This window comes from Rhodococcoides kyotonense (assembly GCF_001645385.1).
GTDB lineage: Bacteria > Actinomycetota > Actinomycetes > Mycobacteriales > Mycobacteriaceae > Rhodococcoides > Rhodococcoides kyotonensis_B.
The window spans coordinates 21843-46542 of the sequence record NZ_LVHI01000007.1 but is presented as its reverse complement, the minus strand read 5'-3'; the positions used below and the strand labels follow the sequence as shown (position 1 = coordinate 46542).

The window sequence follows — 24700 nt, the reverse complement described above, 5'->3', positions numbered from 1 at the left end:
TTGCACCAGGGTCGAACTATCCGCGCACGGGTGCCGCAGGCGCCCACGGACGCGGACGGAAACGCAGGCTGTCGCCAGGCCTGAGCTGTCCGAGGACGGGCAGGTCCTCGGACGCGACGACACCGATGACGGGATAGCCTCCGGTCACCGGATGGTCGGCGAGAAACAGCACCGGCTTGCCGTCGGGAGGGACCTGCAGCGCACCGGGAACCATGCCCTCGCTGGGCAATTCGCCTGCACTCGCTCTTTCGAGAGGCCGACCGCCGTCGAGCCGTATGCCGACGCGGTTCGAGTCCGACGTGACCGACCAGTGCTGCTGATAGAGCAGGTTCACCGCGAGTTCGGTGAACCAGTCGGCGCGCGGGCCGAGGATGACCGAGGCGACTGCTTTCGCACGTTCGGGAGGCGGGGCGAAATCGATTGCAGGCCATCCCGATACGTCGCATCCGACTGCGACGACGTCGCCCGATTCGAGAGGCGACGGCCCGAGCCCCGACATCGTGTCGGTCGACCTCGATCCCAACACGGGCTCCACATCGAATCCGCCACGTATCGCGATGTACGTTCGTAGCCCGAATGTCGGTGTGCCGACGGCCAGTTCGTCGCCATCGGCAAGATCGAGCGTGGTGTAGAGAGCATCCGGTGTGCCGTTCACGGTGATGGGGCCTTCGGCGCCCGTGACGGCGATCGACGCGTGACCGTGTACACGCGCACGGAATCCGCCCATGGTCACTTCGAGGGTCGCGGCATCGACGGCGTTGCCCACCAAACGATTTGCTGCATCATGCGCACGAATGTCGGCTGCCCCCGACCGTCCGACGCCGATCGACGAGTATCCGACCCGACCTCGATCCTGGATCGTGCACAACGGCCCGGGTTCGAGAATCTCGATCGCCGTCATCGCGCCTCGAACCGGACGGTCACCCCGGGGCACAGAAGGGCCGGTGGTTCGCGCTGTGGGTCCCACAGAACCGCGTCGGTTCTGCCGATCAGTTGCCAACCGCCAGGGGAGCTGCGCGGATAGATTCCGGAGAATTCACCGGCCAGGCCGACGGCTCCGGCGGGAACCGTCGTACGCGGGGTTGTTCTTCGGGGCACGTGCAGGCGGTCGGTCGTGCCGACGAGATATCCGAATCCAGGTGCGAAACCGCCGAACGCGACGGTCCAAGTCTGTTCGGTATGAGCCGAAATCACCTCTTGCGCAGACATTCCCATGGCGTCGGCGACGTCGCCCAGATCCTCGCCGTCGTAGGTGACGGGAACGACTACCGGTTCGGCATCGGACGTCGCGTCGACGTCGGCGGGCTCGGTGCTGCGAACCCATGAGACGACGCGATCTCGGTTTCCTGTGTGTCGCACCAGAATCGTTCGCGCCGCCGGGACCAGGTCTTCGACGTCGTCGATTCCGCTCGCGGCCAAGGCCCGATGCCACGTCATCGTCTCGGCGAGGTTCTCGAACTCGACGAGAAGGGCCCTGTCCCCGCAATCGTGCTCGATCATCAGACGAAGGCGGAGATGTCGATGTCGTTGTCGGACAGGATCTTCTGGATGGCAACGGCCATCTCGACGGCGCCGGGTGAATCACCGTGCACACAGATCGATTCGGCGTCGACGGCCACGGTCGATCCGTCGACCGCCTCGACGACGCCTTCCTGAACCATCCGCAGTACGCGTCGTGCTACTTCTGCCGGATCCGTGAGCACGGCACCGTCGTTCCGACGGGACACGAGTTCGCCCGACGGCGTGTACGCGCGGTCGGCGAATGCCTCGGTCACCGTGCGCAATCCGACGGCACGGGCCTCGTCGAGGTAGACGGAACCCGGTAGGCCGAGGACGGGAAGCGTCGGATCGTAGGACCTCACGGCGTCGACGACGGCCCGGGCTTGCTCGCGGTGCGTCACGATCGCGTTGTACAGCGCACCGTGCGGCTTGACGTAGGCGATCGCCGAACCCGACGCCTGCGCGAGGCCGTCGAGCGCGCCCATCTGATAGAGAACGTCCGCGGTGAGATCCGACGGGTCCATGTCGATGAAGCGGCGGCCGAACCCGGCCAGATCTCGATAGCCGACCTGAGCCCCGATGCGCACGGCGTTCTCGGTGGCCGCGCGGCATGTGTCGAGAATGGTGCGGGGATCGCCCGCGTGGAAGCCACAGGCGACGTTGGCGCTGGTGACGACGGACAGCACGGCATCGTCGTCGCCGAGTTTCCAGGTGCCGAAGCTCTCGCCGAGGTCCGAGTTCAAGTCGATGGAAGGCATCGTGGACAAGTCTAGGTCGGAAGCGATGATCGGGGGTCGCGACGGCAAGCCGGGGTGCCGGATGCCAGCGAGGGCGGCCTTCGGTCACTCTGAGTGACCGAACGTGACATTCGGTCACGACAGGGGAGATCAGGCCGACAGAACCCGCCCCGAATTCGCTTTCCGACGCGACCCGATGGCCCGGCAGACCAGGTAGATCACGAACGAGATGGTGGTGACGAAGGTCGAGACCGGGACCCCGGGGGCGAGGGACAGCAGAATGCCGCCGACAGCTGCGGTCTCCGCGAACGCGATCGACAGCAGCGTCGCCTTCAGCGGGCTGGCGGTGACGCGAGCGGCGGCTGCGGCAGGCGTGATCAGCAGTGACAGCACGAGCAGCGCTCCGACGATCTGTACACCGAGAGCGCAGGCGACGCCGACCAGCACGGCGAAGACGACAGCCAAGCCGCGAACCGGGACGCCACGAGCGAGAGCGACCTCCGGATCGGTGCTGGCGAAGAGCAACGGTCGGTAGACGATGGCCAAGACGACGAGGACGACGGCAGCGCAGATCAGCAGCAGCTGCAGACCGCTCTGCCCGACGCCGACGATCTGGCCGATCAGCAGCGAGAAGCTCGTCCCGGTTCGACCCGGATACAGCCAGATGAACAACACCGACAGGCCGAGTCCGAAGGACATGATGACGCCGATGACCGAGTCGCGATCGCGGGCCTTGGAGCCCAGTAGCGCGAACATGATGGCCGCGACGACCGAACCGACGATCGCACCGAGGCCGACGGTGATGCCGACGAGCAGCGCCGCGGAGGCACCCGTCAGCGACAACTCCGACGACCCGTGCACGGCGAACGCCCACTGCCTGCTGACGATCAGCGGCCCGAGCGCACCCGCGAGCAGACCGAGGATGGCGGCAGCGATCAGCGCGCTCTGGACGAAGTCGTAGCTCAGCAGGTTCGCGGTGGTGCTGAAGTCGAAGATCTTGGAGAAGGCGTCGGTCACCTTGTCGTTCATGCCGGGTTCGTTCCTGGTGTCTCTGGCGTGGGCGGGTGGTGGGCGCCTGCGGTTCCGAGCGCATCGATGGAATCTCCGGTACCGACGACGACGAGTCGCCCGCGCACGTGCAGTACCTCGACCTCGGTGCCGTACAACTCCGACAGCACCTCGGTGGTCATGACCTCCGTGGGTGTCCCGATGCGGAATCTGCCGTCGACGATGTACACGATCCGATCCACGAGCGGCAAAATCGGATTGATCTCGTGGGTGACGAACAGGACCGCGGTGTCGTGCTCCCGGCGTCGGCGATCGATCAGTCCGGACACGAGTTGTTGGTTCGCGAGGTCGAGGCTGAGCAGGGGCTCGTCGCACAGCAGAACGGACGGATCGCCGACGAGCGCCTGCGCGATCCGCAGTCGTTGCTGCTCGCCGCCGGACATCGTGCCGACGGGTGCACCGGCGAACGCGCCTGCATCGACCTGGTCGATCGCGTTCTGCACGATGCGTTTGCGCTCGCGCATGCCGCGGAGTCCGACGCCCCACTGGTGGCCGTCCCAGCCGAGCCCGACGAGGTCTCTTCCGCGCAGGGGGAGACCGTCGTCGATGCTGCGTTGCTGAGGGACGTATCCGACGCCGGATTGCCCGCGACGCACGGGCTCGCCCGCGATCGTGGCCGTACCGTGCGTCAGGTGGTTCTGGCCGAGCAGGACCTTGAGAAGCGAGGTCTTGCCCGACCCGTTGGGGCCGAGGATCGCCACGAACTCACCGCTTTCGACGGTGAGGTCGAGGTTCTGCCACAGCGTGCGTTCGCCGAACGCCAGACCGGCGTCACGCAGTTCTACAGCAGACATGTTCTACAGCTTTCCAGTAACCGGCCGAGCCGGCCGAGTCAGGATGCGCTCAGCGCAGCCTGGAGATCCTGCGCGGCCTTGGTCTGCCACTCGATGTACGTCATGCCCTCGGGGAGCGTTTCGGTGACCTCGACGACGGGGACGCCCGCTGCCTCGGCCGTCCTGCGAATGTCCTCGGTGACCGAGTCGACGGTCTGCACGTTGTAGACGAGCGCCCGGACGGAGTTCGACGCGAACAGATCACGCGTCTCGGCGATCGACGCGGGTGACGGGTCGTTGCCTTCTTCGATGGCGTTCTTGAAGTCGTCCGGGGTGACGTCGTCGAGCCCGGACGTCTCGATCAGGTAGTGCGCGATCGGCTCGGTCTGCGCGACGGGTGCGTCCGGATGGTCCGCGGCGATCTTCGACGTGACGTCGGTGATGCCGTGAACCTGGTCGTGGAACGTCTCGGCGTTGGCGGTGTACTGCGCGGCGTTGTCCGGGTCGAGCTGGCCGAGCTTCTCCGCGATGGATTCCGCGGTCGCAGCGGCGACTTCCGCGTCGTACCAGACGTGCTCGTTGTTCTCGCCGTGGTCGTGGCCGTGATCGTCGGCGGGCGCCTGCGTGGATTCCTCGTGCGCATGATCGCTGTCCAACAGGTCGTACGCGTTCACCGACGGGACGTTCTTGCCTTCGCTGCCGAGGATGTCCTCGATGAACTCGTCGTATCCGCCGCCGTTGTAGACGACGAGCGATGCTTCGGCGACCTTCGCGGCGTCGCCTGCGCTCGCTTCGTACGAGTGCGGGTCGGCGGACGGGTCGGCGATGATCGAGTCGACGGTCGCCAGATCGCCTGCGACGGACTGCGCGACGCTGCCCCACACGTTGGTGGACGCGACGATCGTGATCGGTCCGTCGACCGGCGATGCGGGCGCCGAACCCGAGCTCTCGGCGTCGTCGGAGCTGCAGGCGCCGAGCGTGAGAGCCGCGGCGCAGGTCAGACCGAGCACGGCATAGGTGTTACGGAATTTCGGTCGCACGGGGTGCTCCTCGAGGCTACTTATAAACGCAATTGGAAACCGTTTCCGTTGTACTCTAGCGACCGACGGTCCGAGGATCGAATCGGTCAATTTTCACAACCACCGCCTTTGCGGCTAACGTCCCCGTATGTCCAGGTCGAGGGAGCCGCGTCGCCCCGCTACGTTGGCGTCGATCGCCGCCGAGTTGAAGGTGTCCCGCACCACGGTGTCGAACGCGTACAACCGGCCCGATCAGTTGTCGCCTGAGCTGCGCGAACGCGTCCTCATGGCAGCGAAGAGACGCGGATACGCGGGACCGGATCCTGTCGCCCGCTCACTGCGCACGCGCAAGGCGGGAGCCGTCGGCCTGCTGCTCACCGAAGCGCTCAGTTACTCGTTCCGCGACCCGGCTGCGATGGCGTTCCTCGCCGGTCTCGCGGAGTCGTGCGAGGCGGCCGGCCAGGGTCTGCTGCTCATCCCTGCGGGCCCCGATCGCGACGACACCGGGGCTGCCGCCGTCGTCCAGCAGGCCGGTGTCGACAGTTTCGTCGTCTACTCCGTCGCCGACGACGACCCGTACCTCGCGGCCGTGCGCGAACGGCACCTTCCCATCGTCATCTGCGACCAGCCTCGCGGTGTCCCCGAGGCCGCCCTCGTCGCCATCGACGACCGTGCCGCGATGAAGTTGATCGCCGAACAGGTCATCGCCCTCGGGCACGAACACATCGCCGTGCTGTGCATGCGGCTCGGACGCGACCGCCGCGACGGCGTCGTACCGCCGAAGCGCCTGGAAAACAGCCACTTTCACGTGCAGCGCGAGCGCATCGCCGGGGTGCACGAGGCGATGGAGGAAGCAGGTCTCGATCCGAAGACGCTGACCGTCGTCGAACGATTCGAACACAACAAGCGCTCGGGACATTCGGCTGCGGCGCAAGCACTTCAGGCGAATCGCGACACGACGGCGCTGCTGTGCACCACGGACGTCCTCGCGCTCGGTGCGCTGAATTTCGCGAAGGTGTCGGGCATCGACGTGCCGCGACAGCTCACGGTCACCGGGTTCGACGGCGTCGAGGACGCGATTCGCGACAACGTCACCACCGTGCGGCAGGACGCCGAGGAGAAGGGTCGACGCGCGGGCACGCTACTGCTCTCGACGTCGCATTCCGGCGTCATGGCGACAGAGATCCTGCCGACCGAACTGGTCAAGGGGCGGACGGCCGCTGCGCCGCCGAGCTAGCGAGAATCCCACGCATCGATGCGCCGCGGCAACCGTCTACAGGATGCCGCGGGCCATCGATGCCGAAATGGGCGCGCTCAGGCACTCAACAACGCCGCACACCGCAGCAGCCCGAGGTGGCTGTACGCCTGCGGGTGATTGCCGAGGGACCGTTCGGCGACGGGGTCGTACTCCTCGCTGAGCAGACCCGTCGGCCCGGCAGCGCTGACCAGTTGAGCGAACAACGCCTCCGCCTCCGATCGCTGCCCGATGAGGAGGTACGCCTCGACGAGCCAGGCCGCGCAGAGGTGGAAGCCGCCCTCACCGCCGGGGAGACCGTCGTCGTGGTGGTACCGGTACACGGTCGAGCCGCTGCGCAGCTCGGCCTCGGTCGCGGTGACCGTCGCGGCGAATCGGGGGTCGGATGGGTCGATCAGTCCGGACAGTCCGATGTGCAGCGTGGCCGCGTCGAGGTCGGTGCCGTCGTAGGCGGCGGTGAACGACTGGACCTCGTCGTTCCAGCCCTGGTCCAGAACCTCGGCGCGGATGACGTCGCGCAACGCCTGCCAGCCGGGTTCGATCTCGCGGTCGAAGGAATTCGCGAGCATGAGTGCCCGGTCGAGTGTCATCCACCCCATCACCTTCGAGTACACGTGGTGACGCGGGTTGCCGCGGATCTCCCAGATGCCGTGATCGGGTTCGGACCACCGGCGTTCGACGGCCTCCACCATCGCACGCACGAGTGACCAATCCTCTTCGGAGAGAGCCTCTTTGCCGTGCAAACCCTGGGCCTGACGGGCGTGGGACAGCGTCGAGACGAGGTCGACGATCGGGCCGAACACGTCGAGCTGCACCTGCTGGTTCGCCGCGTTGCCGACGCGTACCGGTCGGGATCCTGCGTAGCCGGGCAGCTCGTCGATGACGGCCTCCGGCGGGAGTCCGAGACCCCAGATCGTGTACAGCGGGTGCAGACGCTCGGGACCCGGAACCGATTGCAGCACACCGTGAATCCAGGACAGGTAGTTCTCGGCTTCGTTCAGCGACCCGACGCCCACGAGGGCCGACGCGGTCAGGGCTGCATCGCGGAGCCAGCAGTAGCGGTAATCCCAATTGCGGACGCCGCCGATCTCCTCGGGCAGTGACGTCGTCGCAGCGGCCATGATCGATCCGGAGTCGGCGTGCACGAGCCCGCGGAGCGTCAGCGCCGAACGCTTCATCAGGTCGCGCTTGAGCGGTGGCAACGACAAACCGCCGACCCAGTCGCGCCAGTAGCTCTCGGACAGCTCACGGCGCTCGGGCTCGGACAGGCGTGCCGGGCCCAGATCGTCTGTACCGAGGCGCAATTCGAGAACGACGGGACCGTCGGTGGGATCGATCTCGGCATGCGCCGTCTGCTGCGCGCCGTCGGAGACGACGTTCCACTTGACGCCGGGGCTGCGCAGCACCATCGCGTCGGCGGTGCCGTGGATGCGGAGACCGTCGGTCTCGGGTTCGAGTCGGACCCAGACCTTTCCGAACTCGGGACGAGGCGCGAACGTCGCGACGGCGGTCGCCTTGCCGGTGACGACACGCGTCAACGCGGTCTGGCCGGTCGGAACGTCGTGTGGCAGATAGTCGGTGACCTGCAGGCTCGACCACTTCGTCTGTACCGTCATCGTGCTGTCGACGTACTGCTGACTCAGCGGCAGTGCGGCTCGCGTCGGCCCGATGCTGAAGTGGCCCGCGCCGTCGCCGCCGAGGAGGTGGGCGAAGATCGCTGCCGCATCCGGTTCCGGATGACAGAGCCACGTCATCGTCGCGTCGGGAGTCACCAGTGCGACGGCGTTCGGGCTGGCGAGCATCGTCAGACGCTCGATGCGCGGTGCGTCGGCACCCGAAAGCCATTGGCGTCGCTGCTCGAGCAGGAACGCGAGCGCGAGGGACACCTGCTCGGTGTTCTCGATGCGGAACTCCGCCGCCGTGTCGCCGGTGCCGACCTTGACGCCGATGTCGGGGCCGTGCAGCCGCGCGAACGCCTTCTCGTCGGTGACGTCGTCGCCGAAGAAGACCGCCGCCGTCGCAGCTTCCTGGTGACGCAGAATGTCGAGCGCTGCGCCTTTGTCGGTGACGATGACGGCCAGTTCGATGACGGCCTTGCCTTCGGTGACCTGCACACCCTCCCGTGTCGCGACGCCCTCGCGGACCGCGGCGAGGGCTCGTTCCGCGTCGCCGGCTTCGGCGTTGCGCACGTGCAGAGCGGCACTTGCAGGCTTGGTTTCGACGCTCACACCCGGGAAGCGGGCAGCGATCGACTTCATCTCCTCCGAGATGATCGCGAGCAGGTTCTTGGCCTTGTCGTCGATGGCATGGATGAAGCCGACGTCGAATTCGCTTCCGTGACTTCCGACGAGGTGGACCTCGGCCGGAAGCCGGGACAGCGTCGCCAGATCACGCAGCGCGCGGCCGGAGATGACGGCCGCGGTCGTGGCGGCGAGCGTCGCGAGGCCACGCATCGCGTTGACGGACTCGGCGTGCGGAAACGCCTTGTCCGGATCGGACACGATGGGCGCCATCGTCCCGTCGTAGTCCGAGGTGACGAGCAGTCGTGGCGTTCTGGCCACGCCGATCAGGGCGCGGCGAAGTTCCAGCGGCAGATCCTGTGCAGTCACGGGTTCAAACCTAGGCGATGGCGGCGAGTCCGGCTCACCCGGACGTCACCCGCTGATGGTGCGTCGCCCAGGCGTCAGTCGAGCGCTCTGCCGTTGCCGAGGAGAAGGTCGACAGTCAGTTCGAGCCGTGCCGCGACGTCGGTGGCCGAGGATCGACGCGTCAACCACGCCACCAGATTCGACAGCCACACGTCGCTGATGACGCGAGCGATGCTGAGCTGCAAGTCCGTTGGCTCGCCGTCGCTCATCGCCTTCGCGAACAGCCGGTCCATCAGGCGACCGACCTGATCGACCTCGGCGGCGGCGGACGCGTCGGCGAACATGAAGGCTCGCGTCATCGCCTCGGTGAGGAGCGGATCACGCTGCATCGCCCGTGTGATCTGCCCCAGGATCAGGTGCATGCGCTCCTGCGGGGTCTGACCGGGCGGGAGTTTGCGACGGGAGTCGATCTTCTCGAATTCCCGTGCGAGCGCGGACACCAACAGGTGCACCTTCGACGGGAAATAGCGGTACAGAGTTCCGACGGCGACGTCGGCCCGTTCCGCGACAGCGCGCATCTGCACGGCCTCGTAGCCACCTTTGGACGCAAGGGCGAGGGTGGCGTCGAGAATGCGCTTGCGACGCTCGCGCTGTGCGGCGGAGCTCAGGTCGTCGTCGCTGAGAACGCCGACGGAACGCAGCGGCGTCGGTGTCGACGCCGGGGCTCCGTTCTTGTCGGCGGGCTCGGAGACGCCCGGCCGAGATGATGAGGTCATCTTTGGTTTTCCTTCGTACCTCGAGCTTGACCAGCTAGCGTATTAGAACACGTTCTAGCAGTTCAAGTCATCTCGAGAGCTGGGGTTTCACTGTGACGATTGCCACGACCGAGGACCAGCGTGATGCCCAGAAATCGGTGCGATCGTGGGTGTCCCGGACAACACCGATAGTTACTTTACGCGCCGACGAAACGGCAGCGTGGCGCACCTCATGGCGTGGGCTGGAGGAGCTTGGCGTGTTCTCGGTCGCGGTGCCCGATGATGCAGGCGGGGCGGGCGGTACCGTCGTCGACCTGGCCGCGATGGTCGAGGAGATCGGCGCGGGCCTCGTCGGGGGACCCGTCGTGGCGACGGCCGTGTCGGCGATCGTCGGAGCGGGTGACGGCCCGTGTGCGCTCGTGCTGCCGCCCGAGAGGGCCACGAGCCGAAGTCAGGACGGCGTGCTCGTGCTGGACGGGCAGTTCGACGTCGTGTCCGGCCTCGCGGACGGCGTCGACGTTCTGGTTCTTGCTTCGACCGACGCCGGGGAGCGGTGGTGTCTCGTCGCCGCGGACGCCCCCGGCGTGAAAGTCGAGGTGATGGTTGGCGTCGACCGCAGCACGCCGGTCGGGAGGTTGACGCTCACCGCGGCGCCGGCTCGGGTGGTGCGCGACGTCGATGTCGATCACGTCCGCGATCTCGCTGTGACGCTGTACGCGGCCGAGGCCGCAGGCGTCGCGGGCTGGTGTCTGCGAACCGCCGTCGACCACGCGAAGACGCGCGAGCAGTTCGGCGCCGCGATCGGCAGCTTCCAGGCGATCAAGCATCTGTGCGCCGACATGTTGTGCCGCGTCGAGCAGGCACGGGCTGCAGCGTGGGACGCCGCCGTTGCGGCCGACACGGACACGGCCGAATTCGCTCTCGCTGCCGCCGTCGCCGCCGCGGTGTGTGTCGACGCGGCCGTCGCGACGGCCGAGGATTGCATTCAGGTGTTGGGCGGAATCGGCTTCACGTGGGAGCACGACGCGCACTTCTACCTGCGTCGGGCGCTGTCGCTGCGGCAGCTGCTGGGAGGCGCGTCGTGGTGGCGCCGACGGGTGACCGAGCTGTCGCGTGCCGGCGTGCGACGTCAGCTCGCGGTCGATCTCGGCGACACGGCCGAGGTACGCGACGCAGTCAGAGTCGAGGTCGACGCGATCTCCCGTGCCGACGATCCACGCGTCGCGCTGGCCGAGTCCGGCTTGGCGGCTCCGCACTGGCCGAGCCCCTACGGCCGGGATGCGGGAGCAGCCGAGCAGCTGCTCGTCGCCGAGGAACTTGCGTCGGCCGGTCTGTCGGCTCCGGACTTGGTCATCGGGTGGTGGGCCGTGCCGACGATCCTCGAGCACGGAACCGCCGAGCAGATCGACCGATTCGCGCGGCCGACGTTGCGCGGCGACATCACGTGGTGCCAGCTGTTCAGCGAACCTGAGGCGGGATCGGACCTCGCGTCGCTGCGCACGACCGCCACGCAGGTCGACGGCGGCTGGCGGTTGCGCGGGCACAAGATCTGGACCTCGCTCGCGCGCGACGCGGACTGGGCGATCTGCCTGGCCCGCACCGATCGCGATGCACCCAAGCACAAGGGGATCGGCTATTTCCTCGTCGACATGCGCACGCCCGGTATTCGCATCGAACCGTTGCGGGAGATCACCGGCGACGCCGTCTTCAACGAGGTGTTCCTCGACGACGTCGTCGTTCCCGACGACTGCCTCGTCGGGCGGCCGGGTGACGGGTGGCGGTTCGCTCGGACGACGCTCGCCAACGAGCGGGTCGCGATGAGCAGCGGATCTGCCCTCGGTTCGGCGCTGGAGGACGCGATCACCGCGACGAACGACGCCGACGACGCGGTGCTGGGCGACCGGCTGGGCGGCCTCATCGCGGAGGGCCAGGTCGGCTCGGTCCTCGAACTTCGCACCGCGTTACGACGCCTCGGCGGTCAGGATCCGGGTCCGGAATCGAGCGTCGCCAAACTCGTCGGCGTCGTGCACCGGCAGGACCTGGCCGAGTTCGCCCTGGAGGCCGCCGGACGTGCGGGCGCGGTCGAAGGACCGCTCGCGAAGGAGATGTTGCTGACGCGCTGCCTGTCGATCGCGGGTGGTACGACCCAGATTCTGAAGACCGTCGCGGCCGAGCGGATTCTCGGTCTGCCGCGGTAGTGCGGCTTCGCGGCCCGTGCGCGGATAGTCGGTCCAGAGATCAACTATCCGCGCCCGGGTGGCGCAGCCACACCGATCGGTGTTAAAAATAGAACACGTTCTACTCGTTTCCTTCGACGGTAGGCAGGTACTCGAACGTGGATTTCGCGAGAGAAGAGACCCAGACGACCGTGGCCGAGATGGTCACTGCGCTGCTCGCGCGCGGCGAGCCGAATCTTCACGACGCGATGGCGGACGCGGGTCTGTTCTCGATGCTGCTCCCGGAATCGCTGGGCGGTGACGGTCTCGGGGTGCTCGACGCGGCGGCCGTGCTCACCGAACTCGCCGCGGCGGCGGCAGTCGGCCCGGAGCTCGCGACGATCGGATTCGGCATCGTTCCGCTTGTCACGCTGGCCGATCCGAGTCTCGTCGAACGCATCGTGACGCCGGGCTGCATGCTGACAGCCGCACTGATGGAACCGGGCAGTGCTTTCCCGACGCGGCCCTCGACGAAAGCCGAACAGGACGGCGACGGCCTCCGCATCACCGGCAAGAAGATCGCCGTTCCGTACGCTGAGCACGCGAGCCGCATTCTGGTGCCGACGTCGTCGGGTGTCGTATTGGTCGACCCGGCCGCGGACGGTGTCCACGTGACGCGCACTCCCGCGTCCGGCGACGATCCCGAGTACGCTGTCGAATTCGACAGGACTGCAGGTGAATTCGTCACGAACGATCTTGCGGGGCTGCACCGGTGCGCACTCGCGGCGATCGGCGCCGTGGCCGACGGTCTCGCGGCAGGCGCAGTGGACCTCACCGCGCGCCACCTCGCGCATCGTCGTCAGTTCGGCAAACCGTTGGCGACGTTCCAAGCGGTCGCAGGCGAGATCGCCGATGTCTACGTCACCGCCCGAACGCTGCACGTCGCGGCCGCGTCGGTCGCATGGCAGGCGTCGACGAACAGCCCCGGCGACGACAGCGACGTGCTCGCGTACTGGATCGCGAACGAACTACCGACGGCCATGCAGATGTGCCATCACCTGCACGGCGGGGTAGGCGTCGACGCCACGTACCCGATGCACCGATACTTCTCGGCTGCACAGGATCTCGCTCGCTTCGTCGGCGGAGCTTCGTATCGACTCGACCTCGTGGGGGCGGCATGTTCGTCGAACTGACCGAAGAGCAGACCGAACTGCAGGCCGAGTTGCGGCACTACTTCGCCGATCTCGTCAGCGAAGCCGACGCCGAGACCATGATGACCGAACGGCATGGTCCGACCTACCGCCGCATCGTCAAGCAACTTGGTTCCGACGGCTGGCTCGGAGTCGGATGGCCGAAGGAGTTCGGTGGCCGCGGTTTCGGTGAGGTCGAACAGTCGATCTTCGTGAACGAGGCTGCGCGAGCAGACGTTCCGTTACCCGCGGTCACGCTGCAGACCGTCGGGCCCACTCTGCAGAAGTACGGAACCGACGCCCAGAAGGACAAGTTCCTGACGGCGATTCTCGCGGGCGACGTGCACTTCGCGATCGGGTACACCGAACCGGACGCGGGCACCGACCTCGCATCGCTGCGCACGACGGCGGTGCGCAACGGTGACGAGTACATCGTGAACGGCCAGAAGATCTTCACCACGGGTGGCCACGACGCCGACTACATCTGGCTCGCGGTGCGCACCGGGCCTGCGGATTCGCGCCACCGCGGAATCTCGATGCTGATCGTCGACACGACCGACCCCGGCTATTCGTGGACACCCATCATCACGTGTGACGGCGCCCATCACGTCAACGCCACGTACTACTCGAATGTTCGTGTGCCGGTGAACATGAGGGTGGGCGAGGAGAACGAGGGCTGGCGACTGATCACGACGCAGCTGAACCACGAACGGGTCATGCTCGGACCGGCCGGTCGCATCGCAGGTCTGTACGAACGGGTGCGCGAGTGGGCGCACGCGCACGATCTGCTGGGCGAACCCGACGTGCGACGAGCGCTGGGCGACATCCACGCCACGTCTCGCATCAACGAACTGCTGAACTGGCAGGTCGCGTCCAGCGGCGGCGACGCCGTCGACATCGCCGACGCGTCGGCCACGAAGGTGTTCGCCACGGAACGTGTCCAGCGAGTGGGCAGGCTCGCGACGGAGATGGTCGGACGGTACGGCGATCCGACGGACGCCGACACCGCGCACCTCATGACGTGGTTGGACAAACAGGTCAAGCGCAACCTCGTCATCACGTTCGGCGGCGGCGTCAACGAAGTGATGCGCGAGCTGATCGCGACCGCGGGCCTCGGATTGCCCCGGGTGATCCGATGAGCGAGGAGATTCTGGAGGCCGCGAAAAAGATTGCTGCCGAGGGTGAGTCGTCACCACGTCACGGACGCGACCCGATCAATCAGCCGATGATCAACAACTGGGTCGAGGCGATCGGCGACACCAACCCCATCTACGTCGACGCCGGCGCTGCACGTGCCGCCGGTCACGACGGCGTCGTCGCTCCGCCCGCGATGGCGCAGGTGTGGACGATGGGCGGGCTGCACCGACCGCGATCGGGCGACGACCCGCTCGGCCGGATCATGGACATTCTCGACGACGCGGGCTTCACGTCGATCGTCGCGACGAACTGCGAGCAGACCTACCATCGCTATCTCCGCTTGGGAGAAGAGGTTTCACTGCGGTCTCGACTCGACACCGTCGTCGGACCGAAGAAGACCGGCCTCGGGCTCGGGTGGTTCGTGACGGTACTGAACACGTGGTACGTCGGGGAAGAACCTGTCGCGGACATGGTGTTTCGGGTCCTCAAGTTCGCGCCGGCGGCCTCCGACGCCTCGGCGGTCCCCTCCGATCGGATTCGACCGGTCGCCTCGCAGGAGACCGAATTCTTCTGGGAGGGAACGAAGATCGGCGAATTGAGAATGCAACGGGTGCAGGACGGCTCGCTCCGGCACCCGCCGATTCCGGCGATCTGGCAGGACAAGAGCAAGCCCGTCGACTACGTCGTTGCGAGCGGTAAGGGGACGGTGTTCAGCTACGTCGTTCATCATGCGCCCGCGGTGCCGGGCCGGACACTGCCGTTCGTCGTCGCGCTCGTCGAACTCGAGGAAGGGGTGCGAATGCTCGGAGAGTTGCGGGGAGTCGAACCGTCCGATGTCGCAATCGGTTCTGCGGTACAGGTCGAATTCGTTCGGATCGACGACGATCTCACGCTACCGGTCTGGCGGGCAGTCGGATGATCGCGTCGGTCGGTGACGTGCTGCCGGAACTGCAGATCACGGCGGATCCCACGTTCGTCGTGTCGACTGCGTTGGCCACGAGGGACTTTCAGGACGTTCACCACGACCGCGACAAAGCCGTCGCGCGCGGATCGAAGGACATCTTCGTCAACATCCTCACCGATACGGGACTCGTTCAGCGGTTCGTCACCGAGTGGGCCGGTCCGTCGGTCGTGCTGCGTTCGATCGCTCTGAAACTCGGTGTGCCCTGGTATGCGTACGACACGCTGACGTTGTCGGGGAGTGTCACGAAGGTCGAGGACGGCGAGGTCACCGTCGACGTCGTCGGGAAGGACTCCCTCGGGGACCACATCGTCGCGACGGTGAGGCTGGCATGAACGCGTTGTCCGGCAGAGCCGCGATCGTCGGGGTCGGTGCGACCGACTTCTCCAAGAACTCCGGGCGCAGCGAACTTCGACTGGCTGCAGAGGCCGTGACCGCGGCGTTGGACGACGCGGGATTGAGTCCCGACGACGTCGACGGCCTGACGACGTTCACGATGGACACCAACACGGAGACGGCCGTCGCGAGGGCCGTCGGCATCCCGAATCTGACGTTCTTCAGCCGCATTCACTACGGCGGCGGTGCCGCGTGCGCAACGATCCAGCAGGCCGCGATGGCTGTTGCGACGGGTGTCGCGGACGTCGTCGTCGCGTATCGCGCGTTCAACGAACGGTCGGGCGCTCGCTTCGGCCAGGTTGCAGCGCATCTCGCGCAGGTCCCGACGTCGTCGGGCGTCGATGCCGGGTGGTCGTATCCGCACGGGCTCGGCACGCCCGCGTCGATGGTGGCGATGATCGCGCGTCGCTACATGCACGTCTACGGCACGACGAGCGAGGACTTCGGACGCGTCGCGGTCGCCGACCGCGCACACGCAGCGAACAATCCTGCTGCTTTCTTCCACGGCAAGCCGATCACGTTGGACGACCATCAGAACTCGCGATGGATCGCCGAACCGTTGCACCTGCTCGACTGCTGCCAGGAATCCGACGGCGGTGTCGCCCTCGTCGTGACGTCGGTCGAACGCGCGCGGGACCTGCCACATCCGGCAGCGGTCGTCACCGCCGCGGCGCAGGGGAGCGGCGCGGATCAGTACATCATGACCAGTTACTACCGGGATGCGATGACAGGTCTGCCCGAGATGGGGCTCGTCGGAGATCAATTGTGGGCGCAGTCCGGGCTCGGGCCGTCGGACATGCAGACCGCGGTTCTCTACGACCACTTCACGCCCTACGTGCTGATGCAGTTGGAGGAGTTGGGGTTCTGCGGACGCGGCGAAGCGAAGGACTTCGTCGCCGACGGGGCCATCGAACTCGGCGGGCGACTGCCGCTCAACACGCACGGCGGGCAGCTGGGCGAGGCCTACATCCACGGAATGAACGGAATCGCGGAGGCAGTACGCCAGATTCGCGGCACGTCGGTCAATCAGGTATCGGACGTCGACCACGTGCTCGTGACCGCGGGAACCGGCGTACCTACGTCGGGTCTTGTTCTGTCCCAGCATCGTTAGCCAGCATCGCGGTCGACGATTCGGTCACGATCTCGAACATCGCTGCCTCGGCCGCCGCGGCGTCGCCCGCCTGAATCGACGACGCGACGAGGCCGTGCAAGCGAACGGCCTCCGGATCGGCTCGATGCGGCATCAGATCGTGACGGGTCCGGCCGGCGAGCACTTCGACGATGATGTCGGACATCGACCGCAGCATCGGATTTCCCGACGCGGCCAGCAACGTGCGGTGGAAGTCGGAATCGTGCGCCAGGTACGCGTCGGAATCCGCGGCTCGCGATGTGGCCGACATTCCGATGACCGCGGCCGTCAGCTGTCCGCACTGTTCGGGGGTCGCTCGCTCGGCGGCCAGTCGCGCCGCCAGCGGCTCGATGCCCGATCGCACCTCGCTGAGAATCGACAACTGCTCGGCTCGATTGGGCCCGGCGAGCTGCCAGCGGATCACGAGCGGATCGAGCGAGTTCCACTGGTCTGAGCTCTGGACCGTGATTCCGACGCGTCGGCGCACGGTCAACAAGCCGAGGGATTGCAGTACCCGGACCACCTCACGCACGACGGTGCGTGACACCTCGAAACGTGCGGCGACATCGTCGGCCGAAATTCTCGTGCCCGCGGGCACGGTGCCGCCCACGATGTCCAGTCCTAGCTTCTCCAGGACGGAATCGTGCAACTGCAGAAACTCCGACCCCGTTTCGGTTGCCACCGGACGATCGTGCCACGGACCAACGGTCCGCCGCATTCATAGTACGAATTAAGCATGCTCTTGCCAATCGGCATATGATTAGGCATAGTGAGCCGCATCACCGTGCAGGCACGGGCTACACCACCTCTCGATACGGAAGCGAACATGTTCACAGCACCTGCCCAGGCTGCGGGCGATCCCGCCGCGTCAGCCGATCGTCTCGGGGGCGTCGCGCTCGCCGCCCTGCCGACACTTCACCTGCCCGTCTCGCCGACCGCGAAAATCGTCGCCGTCGGCCTCGGCGCATTCGTGGCACACGAACGACGGCGAGTTCTGGTTGGCCCGAAAATTTCTGGGTACAACCGTCGAGCAGAACCCGAAGACATGGAGCGTGGTGGAATGCGTGAACTCGGTGGCAGGCCTGGCGGCGTGCCGGCGTCGAGCGTGGTGATCTGACGTGAGCTCCGAATACCCCGTTCTGGTTCTGATGGGCGTCTCCGGCTCGGGAAAGTCCACTGTCGCAGGCATTCTCGCGGGCGCTTTGAAGTGGGATCTCGAAGAAGGCGACGATCTGCATCCGGCGTCGAACGTCGAGAAGATGGCGTCGGGCGTTCCATTGACCGACGAGGATCGATGGCCGTGGCTCGAGAAGATCGCCGACTGGATCAGGGCGCACACCGCCGCGGGTGAACCGGGAATCGTCACGTGTTCGGCTCTGAAACGCAGTTACCGAGATGTGTTGAGAAATGGTTCGAACGGGAATGTGGTGTTCGTGCACCTTGCCGGATCGCGGGACCGAATCAGCGGGCGACTCAATGCGCGCATGGACCACTTCATGCCGAGTTCGCTTCTCGACACGCAATTGTCGACGCTGGAGCCGATCGAACCCGACGAGCAGGCAATCGTCATCGACGTCGGTCCGCCTCCGGCCGATGTCGCGGCCACGATCATCGCCGAAGTGGAAAGTCGGTTCGGCGACAAGGCCGGTGCTGAATGAAGCAGCGGCGCTGGTTTTTACGTATTACAAATGAATGATTGTCTTGCGAAAAGTATGTCGAATCGGAGATAGTGAACTGGTTCACGGCACTGGCCGTGCAGCAAGCTGATCACGAATTCGAGTCGGCGCTCGAGTGATGAGGAGACATCCATGGTGAGAGGTGCACCCTCTCGGCCGGTCGAACTTCCGGTTCCGTGTGCCGACGTATGGGATTGGCAACTTCACGGCTTGTGCCGCGGCTACGATTCCTCGGTCTTCTTCCATCCGGAAGGCGAACGCGGACGAGCGCGAGCGCTGCGTGAGAAAAAGGCCAAGGCTGTCTGCGGACGCTGTCCCGTTCTCGCACAATGCAGGTCGCACGCGTTGTCGGCCAACGAACCCTACGGCGTGTGGGGCGGCATGTCTGCTCACGACCGCGCCGACTACTACCGCACGGAATCGACGCCGGCCTGAGTCTCGACCGGTATGGCGGTCATTCCGCGGGCTTCACGCCTGACCTTGTCGGTGGGGTCCTGCAAGATGTCGACCCATGAACAAGGTCCTACGTGCAACGCTCGTCAGTGCGGTCGTCATCACCACGGTCATCGGCATCGCGTCGTTCGTCCTGAGTTTCGCTGCGCTGTGGGATCTGGCCACCATGGCGGGTGTGCCGCTAGTCTGTCCTGGCTGTGGCCCGTCATCGTCGACGGCACCATCCTGCAGGCGACCATCTCGGTCATCACGCTGGCGCAGTTCGAGGAGCAACGCAGTGGTCGACGCTTCTTCTGGTGGGTCCTGGTCATCGCGGCGCTGGTCAGTATCGGCGCAAATGCGCTGCATGCGTTCATCTCTCACGCGGGTGTCCTGCATCCGGCGCTGTCCGCAGCCATCGCGACCGTTGCGCCCGTGAGTCTGCTGGCGGCGACGCACGGGCTCGGAATACTGGTGCGAATTCCGTCGCGAACACCGGAAACGGACGTAGAACAGTCGGCGGAACCGTTGTCGTGGAACGAATTCGAGCAGTTTCCCGTGAAACCTGCTGTCTCGCAACAACCGGACGCCGATCGAGTCACGGCACCGATCGCGCGTACCGAACCCGCCGCGCGCACCGAACCCATCACGGGCACCCATGCGGCTCCTGCCGAGCTCACCGCCGAGCCGCTGGAAGACGTCGACCGCTGGATTCTCGACGAGCAGCGGGTCGACGACCTGTACCCGGTCGAGGCCCCGTGACGGCGGTGACTGCCCGGTGCGACGCTGCGCCGATCCGACTCAGTGCGACTCGCCGCGGTACTTCTCGTGATGTATGGCGTCGTCGAGCGGGCGACCGCGTCGCCACCCGAACCGCTCGAGATCGGGGACGCGCTGAAGCTCGGTGACCGGTCCGACGCACAACCACGCGATCGGCCTCACGGGATCGGGGATGTCGAGCAGCTCGGTCAGGAACGCCTCGTCGTAGAACGACACCCAGCCGACGCCGATGGACTCGGCAACGGCTGCGAGCCACAGATTCTCGATGGCGAGCACCGCCGAGAACAATCCGGTGTCGTCGACGGTAGCGCGCCCGAGTACGTGTCGACCACCGCGCGACGGATCGTAAGTGACGACGATGCCGGTGCCACTCGTCTCGATGCCTTCGATTCGGATCGGGTCGAACGTCGCGCGTCGATCCGGAGGGAGCGAGTCGGCGAATGCGCACCTCTGTTCCTGCACGTGTGTCGCGAACGTCGACAACGTGTCGGATGAGCGGACGACGACGAAGTCCCATGGTTGCGTGTTGCCGACACTGGGAGCCTGGTGCGCCGCCGACAGAATGCGCCGGAGGACGCCGTCGTCGATGCGGTCTCCGCTGAATTCGGCTCTCACGTCGCGGCGCGAGGCGATGGCCGAGTACAGAGACATCGGGGACGGGGAAGACAAGTCGGTCATGGTCGTGTCGCCAGTTCCTTCAGTTCACCGTGCAATGCGGCCACGCGTGCCGGGATCTCGTTGCCGGGAACCGGATGTCCGAGGTGATATCCCTGTGCGGTGGTGCACTGCATCGAGCGTAGTTCGAGCAGCGTCTCACGGTTCTCGACGCCCTCCGCCGTCACGGTGAGCCCGAGGGTGCGGGCGAGGTCGATCGTCGACTGCACGATGACGCGATGCGCGAGAGTCGAATCGATGTCTCGGACGAAGGTCTTGTCGATCTTCAACTGCTGTACCGGCAGGCGCTGAAGATAGGCGAGCGAGCTGTATCCGGTGCCGTAGTCGTCGATCGCGAGGGTGACGCCCAGTTCCCGAAGACCGTGCATCGCCTCGATCGCGACGGGCGGATCTGCCATTGCAACGGTCTCGGTGATCTCGATCGTCAGGTTTTCGCCGCGACTGTCGGTGACGGACAAAGCCCGACGGACCTGGTCGATCAGCTCGGTGTCGAGCAGATTGCGGGTGGACAGGTTGATCGACACGGTGACGTCGAGACCGCTCCGACTCCACTGCTGCCGCTGCGAAAGCGCCTCGGTGAGAACGAATTCGGCGAGCGGCCGAATCAGACCGGTGCGTTCGGCCATCGGGAGGAACCGGTGAGGTTCCATGACGCCGCGGTCGGGGTCGTTCCACCGGAGGAGCGCCTCGACGCCCGTCGTGGCCATGGTCTGCAGGTCGACCTGCGGTTGGTAGTACAGCTCGAGGTGTCCTGCGTCGAGCGCAGCGGTCAGGTCGCTGAGCAAGAGCAGCTGCGTGCTGTTGTCTCGATCCATCGAGGTGTCGTACCGGGCGATGCGCGGTTGGACCGTCTTGGCCGAATGCACTGCGAGACGTGCGCGCTGAATCAACCCGTCGGAGCCTGCGTCGCCGCTGCTGGGGTCGTCGTGTGCGAACGCGACGCCGACGCTCGCTTCGACGAGCAGCGTGGTGTGGCGGACGGCGACGGACTCCCTCAGCGATCGGATCATCGACTCCGCGATCGCCATGGCTTCACGTTCGTCGGCGCGCAGGGCCAGGGCGAATTCGTCGGCGCCGACGCGTCCGATCGCTCCACGGCTCCCGACGGCGCTCACGAGGCGGTCGGCGACGACGCACAGGACCTCGTCGCTGATCTCGGGTCCGAACGTGTCGTTGATTTCCTGGAACCGATCGATGTCGAGAAGCAGCAGCGCGAGACGCTTCGTCGTGTGCCGTGGAGTGTCCATCCACACCTGCAGGCCACGGCGGTTGAGCAGCCCGGTCAGTGTGTCGGTCTCCGCGACGGACCGAAGCGACTGTGTCTGTTGGTGCAGCAACCGCAGCAGGTCGATCACTCGAACGAACACGAGGCACACCAGCAGGGAGGCGCACAGCACGATGCCCCAACCCCATTCGACGATGGGTGTGCCGCGGTACAGCAGAAGCGCCATGGCGACCGGCGGCACGAGTGCGGCCAACGTCAATACGGCGACGGCGGGCGCGTTGAAGGACGCGGCGAGACGCGTCGACGAACCCGCGGTTCGCGCATACGGTACGAGCGTGCGCATCGACGGATGTAGCGCGGCGGCGCCGGCGAGAACGTAGAAGGCCAGATATCCGGCTTCGGCCCACGCGCTTGCGTTGCGCGAACTCGCCACCGACGCGACACTCGACGCGATGTCGGCGAGCATGGTCGCGAGGAGCGCCGCGGTCAGCAACCGGAACGACGCGCTGCGCCACTGGATGCCGCCGATGAAATGCACGAGCAGGCCGAGTAGGAACACGCTCATCGCCGGGTAGACGACCCCGACGATTCCGGCGGCTGTGGATACGTCGACGGCGTCGTAATCGACGACGAACACCCACATCAGGAGCCCGAAAGCGATCATGACGATGCTGCTGTTCGCGACGTGGCTCAGTTCGCCGCGTCTCCATCCCGTGTGAACCAGGCAGAACAGTCCGGCCGCGAGAAACGCGTACCCGACGAGATACACGGGATCCGCCGCCGACGGCACAGGTACCGTTCCCGTCGTCTCGGAGGTCCAGTAGTAGGTGGCGTCACCGAGTGCCCACAGTCCGATCCCAGCTGCGATCGACGACCATGCTCGAACCGATGTCGGCCGATTGACCCTGATGCCGATGATCGTCGCGATCACCGAGGACACTGCGACCACGAGGTAGATCGACGCGGACACGCTGCCTGCAGGGAGAACGAAGTATCCGACGCACGCACTCGTTCCCAGCGCCGGGTACCACCACCATCTCACCCGGTGCATCCTTCCCTATCGGGAGTCACGACGGGGAGATACCGGCATCGATGGCGCGCGGTAGTCGTCTACCGGCTGTGGCGGTCCATCGATGTGGGTGGGTGGCAGTTCTAGGGGACGACGAGCATCAGCGTGCAGTCCTGTGCCTGCGCGGAGTCGGCGATCTGCCGAGCGCCCGCGCTGTCACCGGACGACAGGGCACGGTTGGCGTCGTCGGCGAACGACTGGCAGCGGTCGGACGGACCGGTGGTGATGTAGACGGCGTTGCCGTCCTGCGTCGACGTCGAATGGACTTCTGTCGCGCCTGCGATGCCCGACCCGACAGCGAGCGAACTCGCGACGATCGCGACCGCGGCGATGGTGGAGCGCATGGGAAACAGTCCTTCGTGAGGTGGTTCGGTGGTGCACGTCCGACGTTTCACCTTCTGCGGCCGAGTCGGAAGAGACCTAAGGGTGGGGAAGTGCCCACCCTGCCACACGCACTACGGCAGCAACTGGTCGATGAAGGTGTTGCTGTAGATCCGGTGCGGATCGAGCGAGTCGAAGGTGGCGCGGGCGGTGTCCCAGTTCTCCGACGCCGGGACGCCCTCGCGGTAGGTGTTCGGCAGGGTGGTGCCGATGACGGTTCGATCCTGGTACGGCAGTTCCGCACCGAATGCCCATCCCTTGGACCACTCGGGGCGGAAGGTGGCCCACCCGGTGTAGTACGAGCGCATCCACTGTTCCATCTCCCGGTAGAACGCGAACATACCCGGCGTGCCAGGAACGCCCAGGACGTTGAGCCACACCGCGGTGTCCCACTCGGGATGATCCGGACGCGGACGCATCGCGGAGATGGTCGGCGGGCCCGCGGAGTCGACGACGACGTCGGCCGGGTCGTCCATACCGCAGCACCGGATCTCGACGGGTCCGTTGATCGGGTACTGCCCGATGGACTGGTAGTACGTGACGCGTTCGTGGAACCACTCGGCGAAGTCGTGTACCACCTGTGCGACGCGTCCGCGACTCGTGATGACGGCGCCGCCACCCTCGGTGAGCAGCAGTGTGCTCGGTTTGATGTAGAACTGGAGGTCTTTCGCCCAGCCCCACAGGTCCGACGACCCCGTTGCGGCCAAGCCCGCCACCGTCGTTCCGTAGTAGACCTGACCGAAAGCCGGCGCTATGAAGGTGTTTCCGGCAGTCAACTGCCCGATGAGATCGGATGCAGCCTCCGGCAGGTTGTCGGAGAACGGATAGTTGTACGGGCCGTTCACTTCTCGCGACTCCGGCGGCTTCGTCGGGCTGACGGACCACACCTTGAGCCACGGGTTCTCGGTGAACGGGTACCAGATCGCTTCGACGCGTCCGGTTCGATTCAGATAGCTTTCGAAGGTACGTCCCGAAGCCGCTGGCGCAGAGAACATCCCACGCCACGGAATGTCGGTGTAGCTCTGGCATCGCAGACGGGTGTTGGCTCCGGCCTGCATCGTCACCGAGGTCAGGAAAGCGCGCCCGAGATGGGTGAGCAGGGGTGTGATCTCGGGATCCGACCGGTCGAACGTCCGCAGCGCGTACGCGGTTCCGTCCCACACGACCGCCGTCAGCGAGGTGACGAGATTGCTCAGCGACCCGTACGTCGTTCCGGGAGTGGGTGTTTCACCGTCGGCCGGGACGGCGGCACCGTGCGCGTCGACGGCCAGCGCTCCCGCGACGGTCAACACGCCAGGCGCAGGGACGCTGACCCACCCCAGTCCGTTGTCCTCGAGCTGCTGAAGCATCGCCTCGATCGTGGCGCCCGCCCCTGCGGTGACCGTCGAGGCCGACGGGTCGACGGCGACGCCGTTCAGATGAACCGTCGTGTCCACGAGGACGATGCGGTCGAGGTTCTCTCCGTTCACGATCGTCAACGGGGTCCAGCCGTGCATCGCGCCTCGCGGCCGAATCCGATACCCATGGGCATGCGCCCAGTTGGCAAGTGTGACAACGTCGTCCGGCGTCGTCGGTGAGCACGTCCACACGGCATCGCGCACGATTTCCTTGGACCAGTTCTGGTACCGCTGTTGGTACAGAGGAATGCCGGGAGGAAAGTTCGGTGGCGCAGGGAGAGTCGCGTCGGAGCTACCGAACGGGGCGGCGTCGACGGGTACCGCGCGCATCACGGACGTGAGGGCGACGGCGCCTGCGCCTGCGGCGATGAATTGGCGACGGGTGAGCTCGGGCATGGTGT

24 protein-coding genes are annotated in these 24700 nt (G+C 66.2%); 11 read left to right on the top strand and 13 right to left on the bottom strand.

Annotated features, from left to right (window positions below; genetic code table 11):
• Positions 1-16: 16 nt before the first annotated feature.
• From A3K89_RS05645 to A3K89_RS05620, 6 genes are all read right to left on the bottom strand, one after another.
• Positions 17-901, bottom strand: a complete 885-nt coding sequence (locus A3K89_RS05645) for a biotin-dependent carboxyltransferase family protein (RefSeq protein WP_068423133.1) — start codon at positions 899-901, stop codon at positions 17-19.
• Positions 898-1500: a 5-oxoprolinase subunit B family protein gene (locus A3K89_RS05640; RefSeq protein WP_068423131.1), complete on the bottom strand. Its 603-nt coding sequence runs from the start codon at positions 1498-1500 to the stop codon at positions 898-900. Before A3K89_RS05640 ends, A3K89_RS05645 begins: the two co-directional genes overlap by 4 nt.
• Positions 1500-2258: a LamB/YcsF family protein gene (locus A3K89_RS05635; protein ID WP_068423129.1), complete on the bottom strand. Its 759-nt coding sequence runs from the start codon at positions 2256-2258 to the stop codon at positions 1500-1502. The genes A3K89_RS05640 and A3K89_RS05635 overlap by 1 nt, the downstream gene beginning before the upstream one ends.
• A 129-nt stretch (positions 2259-2387) precedes the next feature.
• Positions 2388-3266, bottom strand: a complete 879-nt coding sequence (locus A3K89_RS05630; RefSeq protein WP_068423126.1) for a metal ABC transporter permease — start codon at positions 3264-3266, stop codon at positions 2388-2390.
• Positions 3263-4099: a metal ABC transporter ATP-binding protein gene (locus A3K89_RS05625; protein ID WP_068423123.1), complete on the bottom strand. Its 837-nt coding sequence runs from the start codon at positions 4097-4099 to the stop codon at positions 3263-3265. Before A3K89_RS05625 ends, A3K89_RS05630 begins: the two co-directional genes overlap by 4 nt.
• 38 nt (positions 4100-4137) lie before the next feature.
• A complete protein-coding gene (locus A3K89_RS05620; RefSeq protein WP_068423121.1) occupies positions 4138-5118 on the bottom strand; it encodes a metal ABC transporter solute-binding protein, Zn/Mn family in 981 nt (326 codons plus the stop codon).
• A gap of 127 nt (positions 5119-5245) precedes the next feature.
• On the opposite strand from A3K89_RS05620, the gene A3K89_RS05615 reads away from it, so the two are divergent.
• Positions 5246-6334: a LacI family DNA-binding transcriptional regulator gene (locus tag A3K89_RS05615; protein ID WP_068423118.1), complete on the top strand. Its 1089-nt coding sequence runs from the start codon at positions 5246-5248 to the stop codon at positions 6332-6334.
• A gap of 77 nt (positions 6335-6411) precedes the next feature.
• Here the strand turns inward: A3K89_RS05615 and otsB are convergent, their stop codons facing one another.
• Both otsB and kstR read right to left on the bottom strand, forming a co-directional pair.
• Positions 6412-8961 (bottom strand): trehalose-phosphatase, encoded by a 2550-nt coding sequence (gene otsB, locus A3K89_RS05610; protein WP_068423115.1) that lies wholly within the window; start codon positions 8959-8961, stop codon positions 6412-6414.
• 74 nt (positions 8962-9035) lie between these two features.
• The gene (gene kstR, locus A3K89_RS05605) at positions 9036-9716 is read right to left on the bottom strand and encodes a cholesterol catabolism transcriptional regulator KstR (protein WP_068423112.1); all 681 of its coding nucleotides are present in this window, start codon (positions 9714-9716) and stop codon (positions 9036-9038) included.
• A 92-nt stretch (positions 9717-9808) separates the two neighbouring features.
• Here kstR and A3K89_RS05600 point away from each other — a divergent pair, with 92 nt between their 5' ends.
• The 6 genes from A3K89_RS05600 (at position 9809) to A3K89_RS05575 (ending at position 16646) form a co-directional block, all read left to right on the top strand.
• Entirely contained in the window at positions 9809-11893 is a 2085-nt protein-coding gene (locus A3K89_RS05600) for an acyl-CoA dehydrogenase family protein (protein WP_068423109.1), read from the top strand.
• Positions 11894-12030: 137 nt separating this feature from the next.
• A complete protein-coding gene (locus A3K89_RS05595) occupies positions 12031-13044 on the top strand; it encodes an acyl-CoA dehydrogenase family protein (protein WP_068423106.1) in 1014 nt (337 codons plus the stop codon).
• Entirely contained in the window at positions 13029-14180 is a 1152-nt protein-coding gene (locus tag A3K89_RS05590) for an acyl-CoA dehydrogenase family protein (protein WP_068423099.1), read from the top strand. The genes A3K89_RS05595 and A3K89_RS05590 overlap by 16 nt, the downstream gene beginning before the upstream one ends.
• Positions 14177-15097 carry a bifunctional MaoC family dehydratase N-terminal/OB-fold nucleic acid binding domain-containing protein gene (locus tag A3K89_RS05585; protein WP_068423098.1) on the top strand — a complete coding sequence of 307 codons (921 nt, stop codon included), beginning with the start codon at positions 14177-14179 and terminating at the stop codon, positions 15095-15097. Before A3K89_RS05590 ends, A3K89_RS05585 begins: the two co-directional genes overlap by 4 nt.
• On the top strand, positions 15094-15474 hold the full coding sequence (locus tag A3K89_RS05580) for a MaoC family dehydratase (RefSeq protein WP_068423095.1): 381 nt from the start codon (positions 15094-15096) through the stop codon (positions 15472-15474). Before A3K89_RS05585 ends, A3K89_RS05580 begins: the two co-directional genes overlap by 4 nt.
• On the top strand, positions 15471-16646 hold the full coding sequence (locus tag A3K89_RS05575; RefSeq protein WP_068423092.1) for a lipid-transfer protein: 1176 nt from the start codon (positions 15471-15473) through the stop codon (positions 16644-16646). The genes A3K89_RS05580 and A3K89_RS05575 overlap by 4 nt, the downstream gene beginning before the upstream one ends.
• On the opposite strand, the gene A3K89_RS05570 is transcribed toward A3K89_RS05575, so the two are convergent.
• Positions 16612-17346 carry a FadR/GntR family transcriptional regulator gene (locus A3K89_RS05570; protein ID WP_254303444.1) on the bottom strand — a complete coding sequence of 245 codons (735 nt, stop codon included), beginning with the start codon at positions 17344-17346 and terminating at the stop codon, positions 16612-16614. The genes A3K89_RS05575 and A3K89_RS05570 overlap by 35 nt on opposite strands.
• 316 nt (positions 17347-17662) lie before the next feature.
• Between A3K89_RS05570 and A3K89_RS26660 the strand changes: the two genes are divergently transcribed.
• From A3K89_RS26660 to A3K89_RS05550, 4 genes are all read left to right on the top strand, one after another.
• On the top strand, positions 17663-17776 hold the full coding sequence (locus tag A3K89_RS26660; RefSeq protein ID WP_167674241.1) for a hypothetical protein: 114 nt from the start codon (positions 17663-17665) through the stop codon (positions 17774-17776).
• 36 nt (positions 17777-17812) lie between these two features.
• A complete protein-coding gene (locus tag A3K89_RS05560) occupies positions 17813-18322 on the top strand; it encodes a gluconokinase (RefSeq protein ID WP_084423613.1) in 510 nt (169 codons plus the stop codon).
• 150 nt (positions 18323-18472) lie between these two features.
• Positions 18473-18775, top strand: a complete 303-nt coding sequence (locus A3K89_RS05555; protein ID WP_068423077.1) for a WhiB family transcriptional regulator — start codon at positions 18473-18475, stop codon at positions 18773-18775.
• A 168-nt stretch (positions 18776-18943) separates the two neighbouring features.
• Positions 18944-19534 carry a DUF2637 domain-containing protein gene (locus A3K89_RS05550; protein ID WP_254303443.1) on the top strand — a complete coding sequence of 197 codons (591 nt, stop codon included), beginning with the start codon at positions 18944-18946 and terminating at the stop codon, positions 19532-19534.
• Between the two features lie 39 nt (positions 19535-19573).
• Here A3K89_RS05550 and bluB read toward each other — a convergent pair whose 3' ends face one another.
• The 4 genes from bluB to A3K89_RS05530 form a co-directional block, all read right to left on the bottom strand.
• Positions 19574-20230, bottom strand: coding sequence for a 5,6-dimethylbenzimidazole synthase (gene bluB, locus A3K89_RS05545; RefSeq protein WP_068423075.1), 657 nt, complete (start codon positions 20228-20230; stop codon positions 19574-19576).
• Positions 20227-22494: a putative bifunctional diguanylate cyclase/phosphodiesterase gene (locus A3K89_RS05540; RefSeq protein ID WP_068423069.1), complete on the bottom strand. Its 2268-nt coding sequence runs from the start codon at positions 22492-22494 to the stop codon at positions 20227-20229. Before A3K89_RS05540 ends, bluB begins: the two co-directional genes overlap by 4 nt.
• 110 nt (positions 22495-22604) lie before the next feature.
• Entirely contained in the window at positions 22605-22865 is a 261-nt protein-coding gene (locus tag A3K89_RS05535; RefSeq protein WP_068423066.1) for a hypothetical protein, read from the bottom strand.
• Positions 22866-22976: 111 nt separating this feature from the next.
• Positions 22977-24695, bottom strand: a complete 1719-nt coding sequence (locus A3K89_RS05530) for a cholesterol oxidase substrate-binding domain-containing protein (protein ID WP_068423064.1) — start codon at positions 24693-24695, stop codon at positions 22977-22979.
• Positions 24696-24700 lie beyond the last annotated feature (5 nt).

What these genes read in the sequence shown, in the direction of transcription:
- A3K89_RS05640 (WP_068423131.1), bottom strand. Translation starts at nt 1,500, where the DNA reads ATGATCGAGCACGATTGCGGGGACAGGGCCCTTCTCGTCGAGTTCGAG.
- A3K89_RS05590 (WP_068423099.1), top strand. Translation starts at nt 13,029, where the DNA reads ATGTTCGTCGAACTGACCGAAGAGCAGACCGAACTGCAGGCCGAGTTG.
- A3K89_RS05575 (WP_068423092.1), top strand. Translation starts at nt 15,471, where the DNA reads ATGAACGCGTTGTCCGGCAGAGCCGCGATCGTCGGGGTCGGTGCGACC.
- kstR (WP_068423112.1), bottom strand. Translation starts at nt 9,716, where the DNA reads ATGACCTCATCATCTCGGCCGGGCGTCTCCGAGCCCGCCGACAAGAAC.
- A3K89_RS05635 (WP_068423129.1), bottom strand. Translation starts at nt 2,258, where the DNA reads ATGCCTTCCATCGACTTGAACTCGGACCTCGGCGAGAGCTTCGGCACC.
- A3K89_RS05555 (WP_068423077.1), top strand. Translation starts at nt 18,473, where the DNA reads ATGGTGAGAGGTGCACCCTCTCGGCCGGTCGAACTTCCGGTTCCGTGT.
- A3K89_RS05645 (WP_068423133.1), bottom strand. Translation starts at nt 901, where the DNA reads ATGACGGCGATCGAGATTCTCGAACCCGGGCCGTTGTGCACGATCCAG.
- A3K89_RS05535 (WP_068423066.1), bottom strand. Translation starts at nt 22,865, where the DNA reads ATGCGCTCCACCATCGCCGCGGTCGCGATCGTCGCGAGTTCGCTCGCT.
- bluB (WP_068423075.1), bottom strand. Translation starts at nt 20,230, where the DNA reads ATGACCGACTTGTCTTCCCCGTCCCCGATGTCTCTGTACTCGGCCATC.
- A3K89_RS05630 (WP_068423126.1), bottom strand. Translation starts at nt 3,266, where the DNA reads ATGAACGACAAGGTGACCGACGCCTTCTCCAAGATCTTCGACTTCAGC.
- A3K89_RS05615 (WP_068423118.1), top strand. Translation starts at nt 5,246, where the DNA reads ATGTCCAGGTCGAGGGAGCCGCGTCGCCCCGCTACGTTGGCGTCGATC.
- A3K89_RS05585 (WP_068423098.1), top strand. Translation starts at nt 14,177, where the DNA reads ATGAGCGAGGAGATTCTGGAGGCCGCGAAAAAGATTGCTGCCGAGGGT.
- A3K89_RS05560 (WP_084423613.1), top strand. Translation starts at nt 17,813, where the DNA reads ATGGGCGTCTCCGGCTCGGGAAAGTCCACTGTCGCAGGCATTCTCGCG.
- A3K89_RS05580 (WP_068423095.1), top strand. Translation starts at nt 15,094, where the DNA reads ATGATCGCGTCGGTCGGTGACGTGCTGCCGGAACTGCAGATCACGGCG.
- A3K89_RS05530 (WP_068423064.1), bottom strand. Translation starts at nt 24,695, where the DNA reads ATGCCCGAGCTCACCCGTCGCCAATTCATCGCCGCAGGCGCAGGCGCC.
- A3K89_RS05625 (WP_068423123.1), bottom strand. Translation starts at nt 4,099, where the DNA reads ATGTCTGCTGTAGAACTGCGTGACGCCGGTCTGGCGTTCGGCGAACGC.